This window comes from Pandoraea thiooxydans, assembly GCF_001931675.1.
Taxonomy (GTDB): domain Bacteria; phylum Pseudomonadota; class Gammaproteobacteria; order Burkholderiales; family Burkholderiaceae; genus Pandoraea; species Pandoraea thiooxydans.
In genome coordinates this window covers 4014410-4030878 of the sequence record NZ_CP014839.1, presented here as the reverse complement: position 1 = coordinate 4030878, position 16469 = coordinate 4014410, and the positions used below count along the sequence as shown (strand labels likewise).

11 protein-coding genes are annotated in these 16469 nt (G+C 67.1%); 9 read left to right on the top strand and 2 right to left on the bottom strand.

All coding sequences use genetic code 11. The annotated features are described in order from the left end of the window. Positions 1–4: 4 nt before the first annotated feature. The 3 genes from PATSB16_RS18645 to PATSB16_RS18635 are packed head-to-tail and all read left to right on the top strand — an operon-like array spanning position 5 to position 7883. Entirely contained in the window at positions 5–3112 is a 3108-nt protein-coding gene (locus PATSB16_RS18645) for an efflux RND transporter permease subunit (RefSeq protein WP_047215520.1), read from the top strand. Beyond that, complete coding sequence (locus tag PATSB16_RS18640; RefSeq protein WP_047215519.1) at positions 3109–6399, top strand: efflux RND transporter permease subunit; 3291 nt, start codon at positions 3109–3111, stop codon at positions 6397–6399. The genes PATSB16_RS18645 and PATSB16_RS18640 overlap by 4 nt, the downstream gene beginning before the upstream one ends. Beyond that, on the top strand, positions 6396–7883 hold the full coding sequence (locus PATSB16_RS18635) for an efflux transporter outer membrane subunit (RefSeq protein WP_052892747.1): 1488 nt from the start codon (positions 6396–6398) through the stop codon (positions 7881–7883). Before PATSB16_RS18640 ends, PATSB16_RS18635 begins: the two co-directional genes overlap by 4 nt. 35 nt (positions 7884–7918) lie before the next feature. Here PATSB16_RS18635 and PATSB16_RS18630 read toward each other — a convergent pair whose 3' ends face one another. Together PATSB16_RS18630 and PATSB16_RS18625 are read right to left on the bottom strand one after the other, a co-directional pair. Beyond that, the gene (locus PATSB16_RS18630; protein ID WP_047215517.1) at positions 7919–8293 is read right to left on the bottom strand and encodes a glutaredoxin family protein; all 375 of its coding nucleotides are present in this window, start codon (positions 8291–8293) and stop codon (positions 7919–7921) included. Between the two features lie 68 nt (positions 8294–8361). After that, the gene (locus PATSB16_RS18625; protein WP_047215516.1) at positions 8362–9027 is read right to left on the bottom strand and encodes a FadR/GntR family transcriptional regulator; all 666 of its coding nucleotides are present in this window, start codon (positions 9025–9027) and stop codon (positions 8362–8364) included. A 190-nt stretch (positions 9028–9217) separates the two neighbouring features. On the opposite strand from PATSB16_RS18625, the gene PATSB16_RS18620 reads away from it, so the two are divergent. The 6 genes from PATSB16_RS18620 to PATSB16_RS18595 are packed head-to-tail and all read left to right on the top strand — an operon-like array spanning position 9218 to position 16367. Then, positions 9218–10282, top strand: a complete 1065-nt coding sequence (locus PATSB16_RS18620; protein WP_047215515.1) for an ABC transporter substrate-binding protein — start codon at positions 9218–9220, stop codon at positions 10280–10282. Between the two features lie 22 nt (positions 10283–10304). Continuing rightward, the gene (locus tag PATSB16_RS18615; RefSeq protein ID WP_156884809.1) at positions 10305–11771 is read left to right on the top strand and encodes a type 1 glutamine amidotransferase family protein; all 1467 of its coding nucleotides are present in this window, start codon (positions 10305–10307) and stop codon (positions 11769–11771) included. Between the two features lie 25 nt (positions 11772–11796). Then, positions 11797–12873 (top strand): ABC transporter ATP-binding protein, encoded by a 1077-nt coding sequence (locus PATSB16_RS18610; RefSeq protein ID WP_047215513.1) that lies wholly within the window; start codon positions 11797–11799, stop codon positions 12871–12873. Next, complete coding sequence (locus PATSB16_RS18605) at positions 12873–13751, top strand: ABC transporter permease (protein ID WP_047215512.1); 879 nt, start codon at positions 12873–12875, stop codon at positions 13749–13751. The genes PATSB16_RS18610 and PATSB16_RS18605 overlap by 1 nt, the downstream gene beginning before the upstream one ends. After that, the gene (locus PATSB16_RS18600) at positions 13748–14539 is read left to right on the top strand and encodes an ABC transporter permease (RefSeq protein WP_047215511.1); all 792 of its coding nucleotides are present in this window, start codon (positions 13748–13750) and stop codon (positions 14537–14539) included. Before PATSB16_RS18605 ends, PATSB16_RS18600 begins: the two co-directional genes overlap by 4 nt. Before the next feature lie 43 nt (positions 14540–14582). After that, complete coding sequence (locus PATSB16_RS18595; RefSeq protein WP_047215510.1) at positions 14583–16367, top strand: gamma-glutamyltransferase family protein; 1785 nt, start codon at positions 14583–14585, stop codon at positions 16365–16367. The last annotated feature ends 102 nt before the right edge of the window (positions 16368–16469 follow it).

Genomic DNA, 16469 nt, shown 5'->3' with positions numbered 1-16469 from the left:
GCCGATGAATATCTCCCGCCTGTTCATTCTGCGGCCGGTGGCCACGCTGCTGCTGATGATCGCCTTCGTGCTGGTGGGGCTGGTGGCGATTCGCTTTTTGCCGGTCTCGTCGCTGCCCGACGTCGATTACCCGACCATCCAGGTGACGACCTTCTACCCGGGCGCCAGCCCCGACGTGATGGCCACCACCGTGACCGCGCCGCTGGAGGTGCAGCTCGGCGAGATCCCCGGCCTGCAGCAGATGGTGTCGTACAGCTCCGAGGGCGCCTCGGTCATCACGCTGCAATTCAACCTCGCGCTCAATCTCGACGTCGCCCAGCAAAACGTCCAGCAGGCCATCAACGCGGCCAACAGCCTGCTGCCCAGCGGGTTGCCGGCGCCGCCGACCTACGCCAAGGTCAATCCGGCCGACCAGCCGATCCTGACGCTGGCGCTGACTTCCAAGTCGATGTCGCTGACCCAGCTGCAGGATGTCGCCAATAACCGGCTCGCCGCGAAAATCGCCGAAGTGCCCGGCGTGGGCCAGGTCACCGCCGCCGGCGGCAACGTGCCGGCGGTGCGGGTCGAGGCCGATCCGCAGAAGCTGGCCGCCTACGGCCTGAATATCGACGATCTGCGCACGCTGCTCAACACCGTCAACGTCAGCCAGCCCAAGGGCAATTTCGACGGCCCCGAGCTCGACTACACGATCAACGCCAACGACCAGATCAAGGACCCGGCCGGCTATCTCGACACGGTGATCGCTTATCGCAACGGCGCACCGGTGTACCTGCGCGACGTCGCCCACGTCAGCCAGGCCGCGCAGAACGTCGAGCAGGGCGCCTGGTACAACCGCACGCCGGCGATCATTCTCAACGTGCGGCGCCAGCCGGGGGCGAACGTGATCGCCACTGTCGACCAGATCACGAAAGCCCTGCCCCGGCTCGAGGCGGCGCTGCCGGCCGGCATGCACGTCGCGGTGGTCTCCGACAGCACCGGCGTGATCCGCGCTTCGGTGTCCGACGCGGCGCTCGAGCTGGTGCTGGCCGTGGCGCTGGTGGTGCTGGTGATCTTCGTGTTCCTGCGCAATCTGCCGGCCACCATCATCCCCAGCATCTCGGTGCCGGTCTCGCTGATCGGCACGCTGGCAATGATGTACGAGCTCAATTACTCGATCGACAATCTGTCGCTGATGGCACTGATCATCGCCACCGGCTTCGTGGTCGACGACTCGATCGTGATGATCGAGAACATCGTGCGTTATCTCGAAGAGGGCAAGACGCCGTTGCAGGCGGCGCTCGAAGGCGCCGGCCAGATCGGCTTCACGATTCTGTCGCTGACGGTCTCCCTGATCGCCGTGCTGATCCCGCTGCTGTTCATGGGCGGCGTGATCGGGCGCCTGTTCAGCGAATTCGCCGTGACGCTGGCCGTCACCATCGTCATCTCGGCGGTGGTCTCGCTCACGCTGGTGCCGATGCTGTGCGCGCGCCTGCTGCGCGCGCGGGCGCAGCGCCATCCGAGCCGTTTCGAGCGCATCAGCGAGCGCGCCTTCGACAAGACGCTGGCCGCCTACGAGCGCGGCCTGCACTGGGTGCTCGATCACCAGGGCCTGACGCTGGCGGTGGCGCTCGGCACGCTGGCGCTCACGGTGTTTTTGTACGTGGCGATTCCCAAGGGCTTGTTTCCGGTACAGGACGTCGGCGTGATCCAGGGCATCAGCGTGGCCGACAATTCGGTCTCCTACAAGGTAATGGCCGAGCGCCAGAGCGCGCTGGCCGAGGCGATCCTGAAAGACCCCGACGTCACCTCGCTGACTTCCTACGTGGGCATCGACGGCACCAACGCCACGCTCAACAACGGCCGCTTCCTGATCAACCTGCGCCCGCACGACCAGCGCTCGCTCACCGCCCGCCAGATTGCCCGCCGCCTGGGGCAGGAAGTCGCCGGCGTGCCGGGCATCAAGCTGTACCTCCAGCCCGAGCAGGATCTCACGCTCGACACCACGGTCTCGCCCAACCAGTACAAGCTGGTGCTGCGCGGGCCCAACCAGCAGACCTTCGAGCAATACGTGCCGGGGCTGCTCGAGCGCATGAAGCAGATCCCGTCGATTACCGACGTGACCAGCGATCTCGACAACCAGGGCCTGAGCGTGAACGTCGAGCTCAATCGGCAGCTGGCCGCGCGCTACGGCATTACCGCGGCGACCGTCGACAACGCGCTGTACGACGCGCTGGGCCAGCGCATCGTCTCGACCATCTTTCAGCAGGCCAACCAATATCGCGTGATTCTGGTGGCCAAGCCGCAGTCGTTGCCGAATCTGCAGGCGTTGGGCGACCTGTACCTGCCGAGCCAGACGGCGGGCACCGGCCAGGTGCCGCTCAAGCAGATCGCCAACCTGCAGATCGTCAAGTCGCCGCTGGTGATCAACCATCTGGCGCAGTTCCCGGCGGTCACCATCTCGTTCAACCTGGCCCAGGGCGCTTCGCTGAGCACGGCGGTCAAGGCGATCGGGCAGGCCGAGCAGGCCAGCCATTTGCCGCGCTCGATCACCAGCGCCTTCCAGGGCGCCGCGCAGGCGTTCCAGGAGTCGCTCTCCAGCGAGGTGTACCTGTTGGCGGCGGCGCTGGTCGCCGTGTATATCGTGCTGGGCGTGCTCTACGAGAGCTTCATCCATCCGGTGACGATCCTCTCGACGCTGCCCTCGGCGGGCATCGGCGCGCTGCTCGCGCTGATGCTTGCCGGCAGCGACCTGGACGTGATCGGCATCATCGGTATCGTCTTGCTGATCGGCATCGTCAAGAAGAACGCCATCATGATCGTCGACTTCGCGCTCGACGCCGAGCGCCAGCGCGGCAAGGCGCCGCGCGAGGCGATCTTCGAGGCGTCGCTGCTGCGGTTCAGGCCGATTCTGATGACCACCCTGGCGGCCATGCTGGGCGCCCTGCCGATGCTGCTGGGCACGGGCACCGGCTCCGAGCTGCGCCGCCCGCTGGGCCTGGCGATCATCGGCGGCCTGCTGCTGAGCCAATTGCTGACGCTGTTCACCACGCCGGTGATTTACCTGTTCTTCGACCGGCTCGCGCGGCGCGTGCGCGGTAAGCCGCGCGAGCAGCCCGCCGAGGGTGCGCCGTGAATCTCTCGGCGCTCTTTATCCGGCGGCCGGTGGCGACCACGCTGCTGGCCATCGCGATTCTTCTGTCGGGCGTGCTGGCCTATTTTCAGCTGCCGGTCGCGCCGCTGCCCAACGTCGCTTACCCGGTGGTGGTGGTGCAGGCCAACATGGCCGGCGCCAGCCCCGAGACCATGGCCGCGACGGTGGCCGCGCCGCTCGAGCGGCGGCTGGGCACCATCGCCGACGTCAACGAGATGACCTCGACGAGCAGTGTCGGCTCGACGCGCATCATCACCGTGTTCGGGCTCAAGCGCGACATCAACGGCGCCGCGCGCGACGTCGAGGCGGCGATCCAGGCCGCGCGCGCCGATTTGCCGACCACCCTGCGCGGCAACCCCAGCTACCGCGAGTTCAACCCGGCCGACTCGCCGGTGATGGTGCTGGCGCTGACCTCCGACACGCTGACCAAGGCGCAGCTCTACGACTCCGCCAGCTCGGTGATCCTGCAGCAGCTCTCGCAGGTCGACGGGGTCGGCGAGATCACGCTGGGCGGCGGCGCATTGCCCAGCGTGCGGGTCGAGCTCGAGCCGGACAAGCTCAACAGCTACGGCATCGGCCTGGAAGATGTGCGGGCCGCGCTGGCCGCGGCCAACGCCAATAGCGCCAAGGGTTATCTCGACCAGGCCGGGCAGCGGTTCATGGTGCTCTCGAACGACCAGATCAACGAGGCGGCGCCCTACCGCGATCTCGTGATCGCCTATCGCAACGGCGCGCCGGTACTGCTGCGCGACGTCGCCGAGGTGGTCGATTCGAATGAAAACATTCGCAACGCCGGCCTCTACAACGGCAAGTCGGCGGTGCTGGTGATCGTTTATCCGCGCCCGGGCAGCAATGTGGTGCAGACCGTCGACCAGATCCGCAAGGTGCTGCCGAGCGTCGAGGCGAGCCTGCCCAGCGGGATTCGCGTGGGCGTGGCGCTCGATCATTCGCAGTCGGTCAAGGCATCGGTGGACGACACCGAGCGCTCGCTGTTTCTCGCCGTGCTGCTGGTGGTCGGCGTGGTGTTCGTGTTCCTGCGCTCGCCGCGCGCGCTGCTGATTCCGGCGGTGGCCTTGCCGCTGTCGATCATCGGCACCTTCGGGCCGATGTATCTGCTCGGCTACAGCATCGACAACCTCTCGCTGATGGCCCTGACGGTCGGCACCGGCTTCGTGGTCGACGATGCGGTGGTGGTGCTCGAGAACATCATGCGCCACCTCGAGGCGGGCCTGAGCCCGCGCGAGGCGGCCTTGCAGGGCAGCGCCGAGGTCAGCTTCACGGTGCTCGCGATGAGCCTGTCGCTGATCGCGGTGTTCCTGCCGATTCTGCTGATGCCGGGCATCGTCGGCATGCTGTTCCACGAATTCGCGGTCACGCTGTCGATCGCCATCCTGATCTCGCTGGTGATCTCGCTGACCATCACGCCGATGATGTGCGCCTATTTGCTCACCCGCAAGAGTGCCGCGCATTCGCGCACCCGCTGGGGCGCCTGGGTCGAGCGGCAGTTCGAGCGCTTCAAGGCGGCCTATGCGCGCTCGCTCACCGTCGCGCTCGACCATGCGCGCCTGGTCGGCCTGCTGCTGATCGCGCTGCTGGTGCTCAACGTGTTCCTGTTCAAGCTGCTGCCCTCGACGTTTTTCCCGGAGCAGGACACCGGCATCCTGATCGGACAGATCATCGCCGACCAGAGCATTTCGTTCCCCGCCATGAAGAAAAAGCTCGCCCAGCTGCAATCGATCGTGCAGCAGGACCCGGCGGTCGAATCGGTAGCCGGCTTTACCGGCGGGCGCGCGCTCAATACCGCGGTGGTTTTCATCGAGCTCAAGCCGCTGGCCCAGCGGCACGTCTCGGCCGCGCAGGTGGTCAGCCGCCTGCGGCCCAAGCTCGACCGCGTCTCGGGCGCGCGGCTGTTCCTGCAGGCGCAGCAGGACTTGCGCGTGGGCGGCCGGCAGTCGGCCGCCGAATATCAATACACGCTCACCGGCGACGATGCCGACGCGCTCTTCACCTGGGTGCCCAAACTGGTGAGCGCGCTGGGCAAGTATCCGGGCCAGGTGCGTGACGTCAACACCGATTTGCAGCAGCACGGCCTGCAGACCGAGATCCATATCGACCGGGCCACCGCGGCGCGTTACGGCTTCGAACCGAACCAGATCGACAACACGCTGTACGACGCGTTTGGCCAGCGCACCGTCTCGACCATCTACAACCCGCTCAACCAGTATTTCGTGGTGATGGAAGTCGCGCCCAAGTACGCGCAGTACCCTCAGGCGCTCGAGCGGATCCACCTGAGCAAGGCGGCCGGCAACCCCAGCGGCACCGCCCAGTCGCAGATGTCGAGCGCGCTGGTATCGGTCGCCAGCGCGGGCGCCGCGTCGACCTCGACCAACGCGCTCAACGCCGACGCCGAGGCCAACCAGCGCACCAACAGCATTTCCAACAGCAAGGGCGGCGCCTCCAGCGGCAGCGCGCTGAGCACCGCCGGCGAGACCATGGTGCCGCTGACAGCGCTGATGACGTACTCCACCAGCCACACCGCAACCCAGGTCAATCACCAGGGCGGGCTGGTGGCCGGGACGATCTCCTTCAACCTGCCGGTGGGCGGCTCGCTCAGCCAGGCGGCGGTGGCCATCAACCAGGCCGAGCAGGACATCGAAATGCCGGCCAGCATCCACGGCGCCTTCGCCGGCGCCGCGCAGGCCTACGCGCAGTCGATGGGCACCATCCCGTTGCTGATCCTGGCCGCGCTGGGGGTGGTCTACCTGGTGCTCGGCATTCTCTACGAGAACACCATTCACCCGATCACGATCCTGTCGACCCTGCCCTCGGCCGGCATCGGCGCGACCCTGGCGCTGCTGATTTTCGGCACGCCGTTCTCGGTGATTGCGATGATCGGCATCATTTTGCTGATCGGCATCGTCAAGAAGAACGGCATCATGATGGTCGACGTCGCGATTCGCCTGCAGCGCGATCAGGGCATGGACGCCAAGCAGGCGATTCACGACGCCGCCGTGATCCGGCTGCGGCCGATCATGATGACCACCGCGGCGGCCGTGCTGGGCGCCGCGCCGCTGGCCATCGGGCTCGGCCAGGGCTCGGCGCTGCGCCAGCCGCTGGGCATCACGGTGATGGGCGGGCTGATTCTCAGCCAGATGTTCACCCTGTACACGACACCGGTGATCTACCTGTATCTCGACCGTTTGCGCGGCAAGTTCATCAAGTGGTCGGCGGGCTTGCCATGGAACAGACAATCGGACACCAACGCATGAAAACCAGGCTTCCCTCCCCGCTTCCGGCAACGCTGGCCGTGGCGCTCTCGCTGGGGCTCGCCGGCTGCATGGTCGGCCCCGACTACCATCGTCCGGCGGTGGCCGTGCCCGCGCACTACCAACCGCTGCCCGGCTGGACGCCGGCCTCGCCCGGTGCCGCGGCCGGCCCCAAGGGCGATTGGTGGACCGCCTTTCATGACCCGTTGCTCGATCGCCTCGAGCCGATGGTGTCGGTCTCCAACCAGAGTGTGCGGCAGGCCTATGCCAACTACCGGCAAGCGCTGGCCGAAGTGCGCCTGGCGCGCAGCGGCCTGTTTCCGGTGCTGGGCCTCACCGGCTCGGCGACCCGCCAGCACAGCGCGAGCGGCAACGTCTCGAGCAGCGCCGGGTTCGGCCGCTCGGTGAGCGACTCGGGATCGCTCGAAGGCAATATCAGCTGGGCGCCCGACCTGTGGGGCGAAGTGCGGCGCGGCATCGAGCAAAACACCGCCACGGCCCAGGCCAGCGAAGCGACGCTGGCCAACGCCACGCTGTCCGAGCAGATCGCGCTGGCCACCACGGTCATCGAGCTGCGCATCAACGATGCCAGCGCCGAACTGCTGCGGCAGACGGTGGCGTCCGACGAACAATATCTGCGCGTGGTCACTGAGAAGGACCGTGCCGGCACGGTGCCGCCGTCCGACCTGATCGCCGCGCGCACGCAACTCGAAAACGCCCAGGCCAGCCTGATCGGGCTGGGCGTGGCGCGGGCCCAGTACGCACATGCGATTGCCGTGCTGGTCGGCAAGAATCCGCAAGACCTCGACATTGCGCCCGGCACCGCGCTGCCGACGCTGCCCGAGATCCCAGTCGGCGTGCCCTCGACGCTGCTGCAGCGGCGCCCCGACATCGCCGTGGCCGAGCGCAAGATGGCCGCGCAGAATGCGGCCATCGGCGTGGCCGTGGCGGCCTATTACCCGACTATCTCGCTATCGGCCGTGGCGGGCTTCACGCAGTCGCCGCTGGCCGGATTGCTGCACGCGGCCAATCGCGTCTGGTCGCTGGGCGCCGATGTCGGGCAGACACTGTTCGACGGCGGTCAGCGCAGCGCGCAGGTGGATGCGGCCCGGGCCGCTTATGACGCGGCCGAGGCCAACTACCGGGGCACCGTGCTCAGTGCGTTTCAGAATGTCGAGAACGACCTCTCGGGTCTGCACGTGCTTGCCCGGCAGGCCGAGGTGCTCGATGCGGCGGTGCGCGATGCGACGCGCGGCACCGAGATCGCGCGGCGCGAATACGAAGCCGGCACGGTCGACTACACCACCGTGGCGACCGCGCAGGCCACGCAGTTGAGCGCGCAGCAAAGTGCCCTGAGCGTGCAGGCGCAGCGCCTGCTCAGTACCGCGTCGCTGATCGGCGACCTGGGCGGCGGCTGGTCGGCCGACGCGTTGCAGGGCGCTTCGGTGCAATCGCCACGGCCGACGCCATCGGCGCAGCCGCATTGAGGCGGCGGCGCGCTGGCCGCGCGGCCCCGGCGGGCTCAGGCAATCGAGCCGAAGCGCTGGTCCAGATAGGCGATGATCGCGTTCGATTCGTACAGCCAGCGCGATTCGCCGTTGTCCTGAATATGCAGGCAGGGTACCTTCACCTTGCCGCCGCCGGCCATCAGGCGCTCGCGCGCGGCCGGGTCTTTTTTGACGTCGTGCAACGTCATCGGCACGTTCAGGCGATGCAGCGCGCGCCGCGTCTTGACGCAAAACGGACAGGCGTGAAACTGATACAGCGACAGATGCGCGGCCTCGGCGGCCACGCGCGCCTGGGCTTCGGCCGAGCGGCGCTGCGCACGCGGCCGGCTGAGCGCATCGCCCAGCACGACCAACTGACCCAGACCGACACGCAGGGCTTTCATCAACATAACGGCAACCTCGATGAGTGGGAAAAGGTTGTTATGTTACGCCCTGCGTCCGTACGCCGTGCCCGCGCTCACATCAGCAGGATCGTCTGCACTTGTACCAGGTGCCGGCGCATCGCGGCGCTGGCCGCCTCCGGGTCGCGCGCTTCGAGCGCGTCATAGACTTCGCGGTGCTGCGCGGCCGAGCGGCGCCGGCCTTCGTCGTCGACCGTGGCGATCCGGCGCGAGCGCCAGCCGGATTGCGCGCGTGCGCTGTTCATCGCGCCGATCAGGGCGATCATTGCCTGATTGCGTGTGGCCTGCGCGATCAGGTGGTGGAAGCGGTGGTCCCATTGCTGCCATTCGCTGTCGTTGCGTGCACTGGCATTCTTGCGCACGCATTTTTCGATTTCCTGAAGATCTTCGGCGCTGGCCTTGGTGGCCGCCAGGGCCGCTACCGCCGGTTCGATGATGAAGCGCGCCTCCATCACGTCGGCGGGGCTGGTGTCGCGAAACAGCGCGTCGAAACCCGAAACGAATTTTTGCGGCCGCGAGCCGAGGAAGGTGCCGCGCCCCACGCCGCGCCAGACGCGCCCCTCGAGTTCGAGGTGCGACAGCGCCTCGCGCAGCTTGCGCCGGCTCACCCCCAATGTGAGCGCGAGCTGGCGTTCGGCCGGCAAAGGGTCGCCTTCGTTGAGTTGCTGCGCGGCGACATAGGCGAGCAAGGCGGCAAGGGCTTCGGGTTCGTGTTGAGGCATGGCGAATATTGAACCAATTAATTATTGGTTCAATATTCTATAGCGGTTTTCCTCGTTATGGTGCATTAAATAAAGAAAATACAAGTGTTTTAGTTTGACACCAAAACTTAATGGGTTCTAAAATCGATCGCGTTGCAACCCGCCCTGGGTTGCCGGCATGCGCGGGGCATGCGAGAACGCGAGGTTTCTTATGAAAAGACGCAGTGTTCTGAAAATCGGCGGGGCGTTGCCCTTGCTGTCATTGGGTTCGCTGGGCGCGGTCGACGCATTCGGGCAAGCCAAGCCCGCGAGCGTGACGGTGCTGACCTGGGGTGGCCTGTGGGGCGATGCATTGCAAAAAGGGGTCGGCCAGCGCCTGACCGCGCAGACCGGGGTGCCGGTGATCGAGGATCGCGGCTCGACGCCCGACCAGCGCATCACCAAATTGAAAGTGGGGCTCGCGCACCAGACCTACGATCTGGTGCAATTGCACGACGGGCTGTTCCCGCTGGCGGTCAGCCAGGGCGTCCTGCAGAAGATCAATCCTCACTCGCCGCGCCTGACCAATCTGCCGGACGTCTATCCGCAGTTCAAGCACGAGTATTGGGTCGCGCAGATCTACTCGGCGATCGGCATCGCCTATAACGCCAAGGCGATCAAGAAGCCGCCGCGCTCGTGGGCCGATCTGTGGCGCCCCGAGTTTCGCGGCAAGATCGTGCTGCCCGCCTCGTCGCATTCGATCGGCCTGTACATCATTCCGATCGGCGCGATGGCCGCCGGCAAGTCGCCCAAGGACGGCGACGCCGGTTTCGAGATGTTCGAAAAGATGGTCAAGCTGCAGCCGATCTTCGAGCCCGACACCGATACCATCATGGCCGACCTGGTCAGCGGCGAGGCAACCATCGGAGTGCTGTACAACGCCCAGACCGAGACCGTTGCCAAACGCAATCCGGACGTCAAATGGGTGTTTCCGGAAGAGGGCGCGATTTCCATTTCGTGGGGTACCGGCATCGCCAAGAATGCGCCGAGCCTGGACTATGCCGAACGGTTCCTCAATCTGACGCTCGACCCGCAGGGGCAGATCGGTTTCGCCGAGGCTTTCAACTATCCGGGCACCAACCGCAAGACCCAGGCCCTGCTGCCGCCCGCGCTGCAAAAGAGCATCGTGCTGAGCGATGCGGAGCGCTCCCGGCTGGTCGACCTCGATCAGCAATACATGAGCGAGCAGCGCGTGAGCTGGATGAGCCGCTGGAACCGCATTGTCGCGGGGGCCTGAGGACGCGCGCCGCACGTTCGTCATGCCTGCCGACATGCTTGCCTTGCGCTGGGGCGACAACGCGCAAGGCTGTGTGCTTGCCGTGCTGGCGCACCGCCTGGCCGCGCGCGGCTGCGCGGTGCATGTGATGCGCGAGGACGTCGCGGGCTTGCGTGCCGGCGACTACGTCGTCGCGGCATCCGGGCCGGTGCGTCGTGCGATCGCCGCGAGCGGCATCGAATCGGTCGATTTGGCCGGCGACCGGGCGCGCGAGCTTCTCGATAAGGCCGACGCCGTGCATGTGCCGCGCATTGCCATTTTCGGCGGCGCGGCATGCGCCTATCCCTACCTTGGCTACTATGCGCACAGCCTGGCCAGTCTCGGCCTGCCGTTCGACGTGCTCGACGGCGCGCCGGTGGCCGCCGGCGCGCTCGACGCTTACGATCTGCTGATGCTGCCCGGCGGCTTCGAGACCTGGGGGCTCGACCGCAATGAAGACACGCCGGGCATCGACCGCGCGATCCGCCGCTTTATCGCGCGCGGCGGCGCCTGCATTGCCTCGTGCGGCGGCGCCTTCTATCTGTCCGAGGGGCGGCCTCACTGGCTCGGCGTGGCGCAGGCCAGCCCGCGTTATTCGCACGAGTATCTGCGCAGCGGCGCGGGGCTGGTTTCCATCGAGCTCGAGCCCGGGCCGCTCGCGCGCGGCTGCGCCCCGTTGGTCGAGATGCCCTATTACCACGGTCCGATCTACGAGGCCGTGCGCTCGCCGACGCGCAGTGCCGCGCGTTTTTGCGCGCTGACGCTGCCCGCGCGCCTGCCGATCGACAATCCGCTGGATGCGGCCCGCTTTGCCGCCGAGATGGCCGGCAAGGCCGCCATCCTGCTCGGTGGCGCGCAGTCCGACGGCGCGCCGCGCGCGGTGCTGTTTTCGCCGCATCCGGAAATGGGCGACGTGGTGCGCAAATACATCGCACTCGAGCGTTACGTGAGCGCCTATTTGCCGATTCGCGGCGAGGCGGTGATGACGCAGACGCTCGATTTCTACGAACCCAACGATTCGCCGTCGTTTCGCCTGATTCTCAACGCGGTCCAGCTGCTTTGCACGGGCCGCGCGCCGGCCGCGCCGCAGCCAGATACGACAGCCGGCGAGTCGTCCGAGCCGAGCGGGTGGCCGGATGCGCGCCGGCGGCTGCTGACTGCGGCCCACGAGGCGCTCGAGCGGCTCGTGCCCGCCGACGATGCCATGGGTCGTTTGCTGCGGCGGGAAATCACGCGCCTGCGTGCACTGGCGCTCTCGTTGGCCGAGGCTGCCGCACCGCCGAGCGGGGCCGGCGGCGCATTGCGTGTGCTCGAGGACGCCGGCGCCGGGCTGGCGGCCGCGGGGCCGCCGGGCACCGACACTCGCGCGCTGGCCCAGGGGCTGCTCGCCGTCGAACTGCCGCTGAGGTTTCTCGAGGCGCTCGCGCGCCAGACGCGCTGCGACGCCGGGCTCACCCTGGGTGTTGACTAGCTATCGAATTCATCGGACTCCTAGCATGGATCTCACGGCAGAAGCCGACGTGCGCTTTGAAAACGTCACCAAGCATTACCAGAACGTCGTCGCCATCAAGGCGCTGAATCTCGACATTCCCCGCGGCGCTTTCTTCTCGTTGCTGGGGCCCAGCGGCTGCGGCAAGACCACTACGCTGCGCATGATTGCCGGCTTCGAACAGCCGACCGAAGGCGACGTGTACATTCGCGGCCAACGCGTCACCGACATCGCGCCGTACCGGCGCAACTTCGGCATGGTGTTTCAGAACTACGCGCTGTTTCCGCATATGTCGGTGGCGCAGAACGTGGCCTTTGGCCTGAAGATGCGCAAGCTCTCGCGCGACGAAACCGCGCGGCGCGTGCGCGAGACGCTCGATCTGGTCAAGCTCGCCGGCTTTGAGGACCGTTATCCCAAACAGCTCTCGGGCGGCCAGCAGCAGCGTGTGGCGCTGGCCCGCGCGCTGGTGATCCAGCCGACCGTGCTGCTGCTCGACGAATCGCTCAGCGCGCTCGACAAACTGCTGCGCGAGCAGATGCAGGTCGAGTTGCGCCAACTGCAGAGGAAGCTCGGCATTACCGCGATATTCGTCACGCACGATCAGGAGGAAGCGTTGACGATGTCCGATCACGTCGCGGTGATGCGCGCCGGCGTGGTCGAGCAGGCCGGCACGCCGGGCGAAATCTACGAGCGCCCGCGCACCGAGTTCGTCGCCGGATTTCTTGGCAACAGCAATTTTGTCGACGGTGTGGTGGTCAACGCCGGCGGCGACGGCGCGCGCATCGATATCGGCGACGCGCAGATTCGGGTCGCCGACTGCACCGCCCGCCTCGGCGCGCGCGTCAAGCTGGCGCTGCGTCCGGAGAAAATCGACATCGTTCCCGACGCCGAGGTCGGCGGCCGCGAGAGCGTGACGGCCACGGTGCGCGAGATCATCTATCGGGGCGCCGCCACGCACGTGTATCTCGAGCGCCGCGGCGCGCCCATGCAGGCTTATGTGCGCGACGCGAGCGGGCTCGCGCCGGGGCAGGAAGTGCGCTGCGCCTGGGCCGCCTCGAGCATGGTCATGCTGCGGGAGCCCTGATGCGAGTTGCCCGCCCGTTCTATCGCCGGCCGTTTTTCTGGGCCGTGGCCGCGCCGCCGCTATTGGCGACGCTGGTGTGCTTCGTCGCGCCGCTGCTGCTGCTGTTCTATGTGAGCTTCATGGCGCCGTCGAGCACGCAACTGTTCAGCCACCATGCGACGCTCGCCAACTACGTGCAATCGCTGAGCGACCGTTACATGCTGCTGCTGATTCGGCGCACGCTCGGCGTGACCGCCGCGGTGCTGGGCGTGTGCCTGCTGCTCGGCTACCCGGTGGCGCTGGTGCTCGCGCGCATGCAGCCGCGCCGCAGGCTTGTCACGATGATGGTGCTGCTGTTCCCGCTGATGATCAGCAACGTGGTGCGCGCCTATGGCTGGCTGGAGATTCTGGGGCGCAACGGCGTGGTCAATCTGGTGCTCGTCAAGCTCGGCTGGATCCGCGTGCCGCTGCGCATCGTCGATAGCTTCGAAGCCGTGGTGATCGCACTGCTGACGATATTGCTGCCCTATATGATCATTTCGATTGCCAACTCGCTCACCGCGATCGATGCTTCGCTGCACGAGGCGGCGGAGTCGCTCGGCGCCAATCCGTGGCGCGCCTTCTGGCAGGTGACCTGGCCGCTGTCGAGCCCGGGCGTGGCCTCGGGCATGATGCTGGTGTTCTTCCTGACGCTCAGCGCCTACGTGACCATCGCGCTGCTGGGCGGTGTGCAATACAAGCTGCTGGTCAGCGCCGTGTTCGATGCGGTGAGCACGCTGCAGTGGCCGCAGGCGGCGGCGCTGTCATTCATTTTGCTGGCGCTGGCACTGGCCGCCGGCGCGGTGATCCAACTGCTGCTGCGGCCGCATCGGGTGCAAGGCAAGGGGCGCGCCCAATGAAACGATTCGGCAATCTTCTGTCCGCGGTGGTCACCGCATCGGTCTTCGTGCTGCTGCTCGGGCCGCTCCTGGTGGTGATCGTCACGGCGTTCTCGCCATCCGATTTTTTTCAATTTCCGCCGACCGGCTTCTCGCTGCGCTGGTTCGCCGATTTCTTCTCCCGCGAGCAAATGCGCGGCGCCTTCACGCTCAGCGTGGAGCTGGCGCTGTTCGCCTCGAGCGTGGCGACCGTGCTCGGCGTGATGGCGGCGCTGGCGACCGTGCGCAGCGGCCGGCGCGCGAGCGGGTTCTTCCAGGCGCTGTACATGGCGCCGCTGGTCTTCCCGACCATCATCCTCGGCCTGTCGCTGCTGATGTGCTACCGCTACATCGGCATGCCGGTGCTGGCGGGCCTGGCGATCGCCCACGTCCTGGTCGGCATGCCCTACTGTTTCCGTGCCACGTACGCCAGCCTGCAGAGCTTCGACACATCGCTCGACGAGGCCGGCCAGAGCCTGGGCGCCTCGCCGCTGACGTGCTTCCTGCTGGTGACGCTGCCGCTGATCTGGCCGGGCGTGCTCTCGGGCTGGCTGTTTGCCTTCATCGTCTCGTTCGGCGAGTTGAACACGGCACTCTTCCTGACCGGCCCCGGTGTCACCACTCTGCCGATCGAGATCTTCGGTTTCCTGCAGTTCGACGGCGGACAACTCGTGATTGCCGCGGCCTCGGCGCTGCAGATTGCGATGATCCTGCTCATCGTGCTGGTCATGGAGCGCGCGATCGGGCTGGCCCGGATGGTGCGTTCATAGTCATTGCCGGCGGGCCAGCGGCCGCCGGCGGGGAGAAATCAGCATGCAGTTCACCACGCGCCCGGAATTGATCGGGACTTTCGGCATGGTTGCGTCGACGCACTGGCTGGCCAGCAGCGTCGGCATGGCGGTTTTGGAAAAAGGCGGCAACGCCTTCGATGCGGCCGCCGCCGCAGGTTTCGTACTGCAAATCGTCGAGCCTCATCTGAATGGCCCCGGCGGTGAGTTGCCGGTGGTGTTCTACAGTGCGGCGCAAGACCGCGTACGCGTGCTGTGCGCACAGGGCGTCACGCCGGCGGCCATGACCATCGAGCGCATGCACGCGCTGGGCCTGGACGTGGTGCCGGGCACGGGGCTCCTGCCGGCGGTGGTCCCCGGCGCCTTCGGCGGCTGGATGGCGTTGCTGCGCGACTACGGCCAGCTGCCGCTGGCCGAGGTGCTCGGCTATGCGATCGACTACGCCGAAAACGGCTATCCGGTGCTGCCGCGCGTGGCATCGTCGATTCTCGCGGCCGAAACATTTTTTCAAAACGAATGGCCCACCTCGGCCGAGGTCTGGCTGCGCGATGGCAAGGCGCCCGCGCCGCACACCCTGATGCGCAATCCCGGCATCGCCGCGACTTATCGGCGCCTGCTGGCCGAGGCCGGCGCGGTGAGCGATCGCGCCGAGCAATGCGAGCGCGCGCGCCTGGCGTTCTACCAGGGCTTCGTGGCCGAGGCGATCGACACGTTCTTCCGCACCACCGCGGTGCTCGATACCTCCGGGCGGCGTAACGCGGGCTTGCTTACCGCCGACGATCTCGCGCGGTGGGCGCCGACCTATGAGGAGCCGGCGAGCTATGAGTACGCGGGACTGCGCGTGCACAAGACAGGCCCGTGGGGGCAGGGGCCGGTATTCCTGCAGCAGTTGGCCTTGCTCAAGCGCTTCGACCTGGCGGCGATGGACCCGGCCGGACCCGAGTTCGTCCACACGGTGGTCGAATGCGCGAAGCTTGCGTTCGCCGATCGCGATATCTTTTACGGCGATCCGGACTTTTGCGAAGTGCCGTTGCAGACCTTGCTCAGCGACGCATACAACGACGCGCGCAGCCGTCTGGTCGATGCGCGCCACGCGTCGCGCGAGCTGCGCCCGGGCCAGCTGGGCGATAGCGACGCGCGGCTCGCGACCATCCTGGCCAACGCCGGACGCGCGCAGACCGGCGGCTTCGGCCAGGGCGAGCCGACCTTCGCGCCGCTGCCCGAGCTCAAGGGCGACACCGTGCACCTGGACGTGGTCGACCGCTGGGGCAACATGGTGTCGGCCACGCCCTCGGGCGGCTGGCTGCAGGCCTCGCCGGCGGTGCCCGAGCTGGGCTTTTGCATCACCACGCGCGGCCAGATGTTCTGGATGGCGCCGGGCTTGCCGTCCAGTCTCGGACCCGGGCGGCGCCCGCGCACCACGCTCACGCCGACATTGGTCACGCGCGAGGGCAAGCCTTATGCCGCGTTCGGCTCGCCCGGCGGCGACCAGCAGGACCAATGGTCGCTGCAGATGTTCGTCAAGCACGTGCACCACGGCATGAACTTTCAGCTGGCGATCGATGCGCCGACCTTCCAGACCGCGCATTTTCCGGCGTCGTTCTACCCGCGCGCGATGCAGCTCGGCCATCTCGCGATCGAGGGGCGCTACTCCCCCGCCACGCTGGCGGCGTTGCGCGAACGCGGCCACGACCTGCAGGTGATGGACGACTGGGCGCTCGGGCGCCTGTGCGCGGTCGGCGTGCGTGGCGGCTTGCTGCGCGCCGCGGCCACGCCGCGCCTGATGCAGGCATACGCGGTCGGACGCTGAATCGGGCGCGCCCTGGGCGGCCCGCCCGGGAGGTTTGACCGGCGCCGCGTTAGCCAATAGACTGAGGAATTGCTGCGGCGCAACATTCGCTGCCGCCGGTAT

Excerpts from the sequence above, each read along its gene's own strand:
- PATSB16_RS18605 (WP_047215512.1), top strand. The coding sequence starts at position 12,873 with ATGCGAGTTGCCCGCCCGTTCTATCGCCGGCCGTTTTTCTGGGCCGTG.
- PATSB16_RS18645 (WP_047215520.1), top strand. The coding sequence starts at position 5 with ATGAATATCTCCCGCCTGTTCATTCTGCGGCCGGTGGCCACGCTGCTG.
- PATSB16_RS18625 (WP_047215516.1), bottom strand. The coding sequence starts at position 9,027 with ATGCCTCAACACGAACCCGAAGCCCTTGCCGCCTTGCTCGCCTATGTC.
- PATSB16_RS18620 (WP_047215515.1), top strand. The coding sequence starts at position 9,218 with ATGAAAAGACGCAGTGTTCTGAAAATCGGCGGGGCGTTGCCCTTGCTG.
- PATSB16_RS18595 (WP_047215510.1), top strand. The coding sequence starts at position 14,583 with ATGCAGTTCACCACGCGCCCGGAATTGATCGGGACTTTCGGCATGGTT.
- PATSB16_RS18610 (WP_047215513.1), top strand. The coding sequence starts at position 11,797 with ATGGATCTCACGGCAGAAGCCGACGTGCGCTTTGAAAACGTCACCAAG.
- PATSB16_RS18600 (WP_047215511.1), top strand. The coding sequence starts at position 13,748 with ATGAAACGATTCGGCAATCTTCTGTCCGCGGTGGTCACCGCATCGGTC.
- PATSB16_RS18630 (WP_047215517.1), bottom strand. The coding sequence starts at position 8,293 with ATGTTGATGAAAGCCCTGCGTGTCGGTCTGGGTCAGTTGGTCGTGCTG.
- PATSB16_RS18635 (WP_052892747.1), top strand. The coding sequence starts at position 6,396 with ATGAAAACCAGGCTTCCCTCCCCGCTTCCGGCAACGCTGGCCGTGGCG.
- PATSB16_RS18615 (WP_156884809.1), top strand. The coding sequence starts at position 10,305 with ATGCCTGCCGACATGCTTGCCTTGCGCTGGGGCGACAACGCGCAAGGC.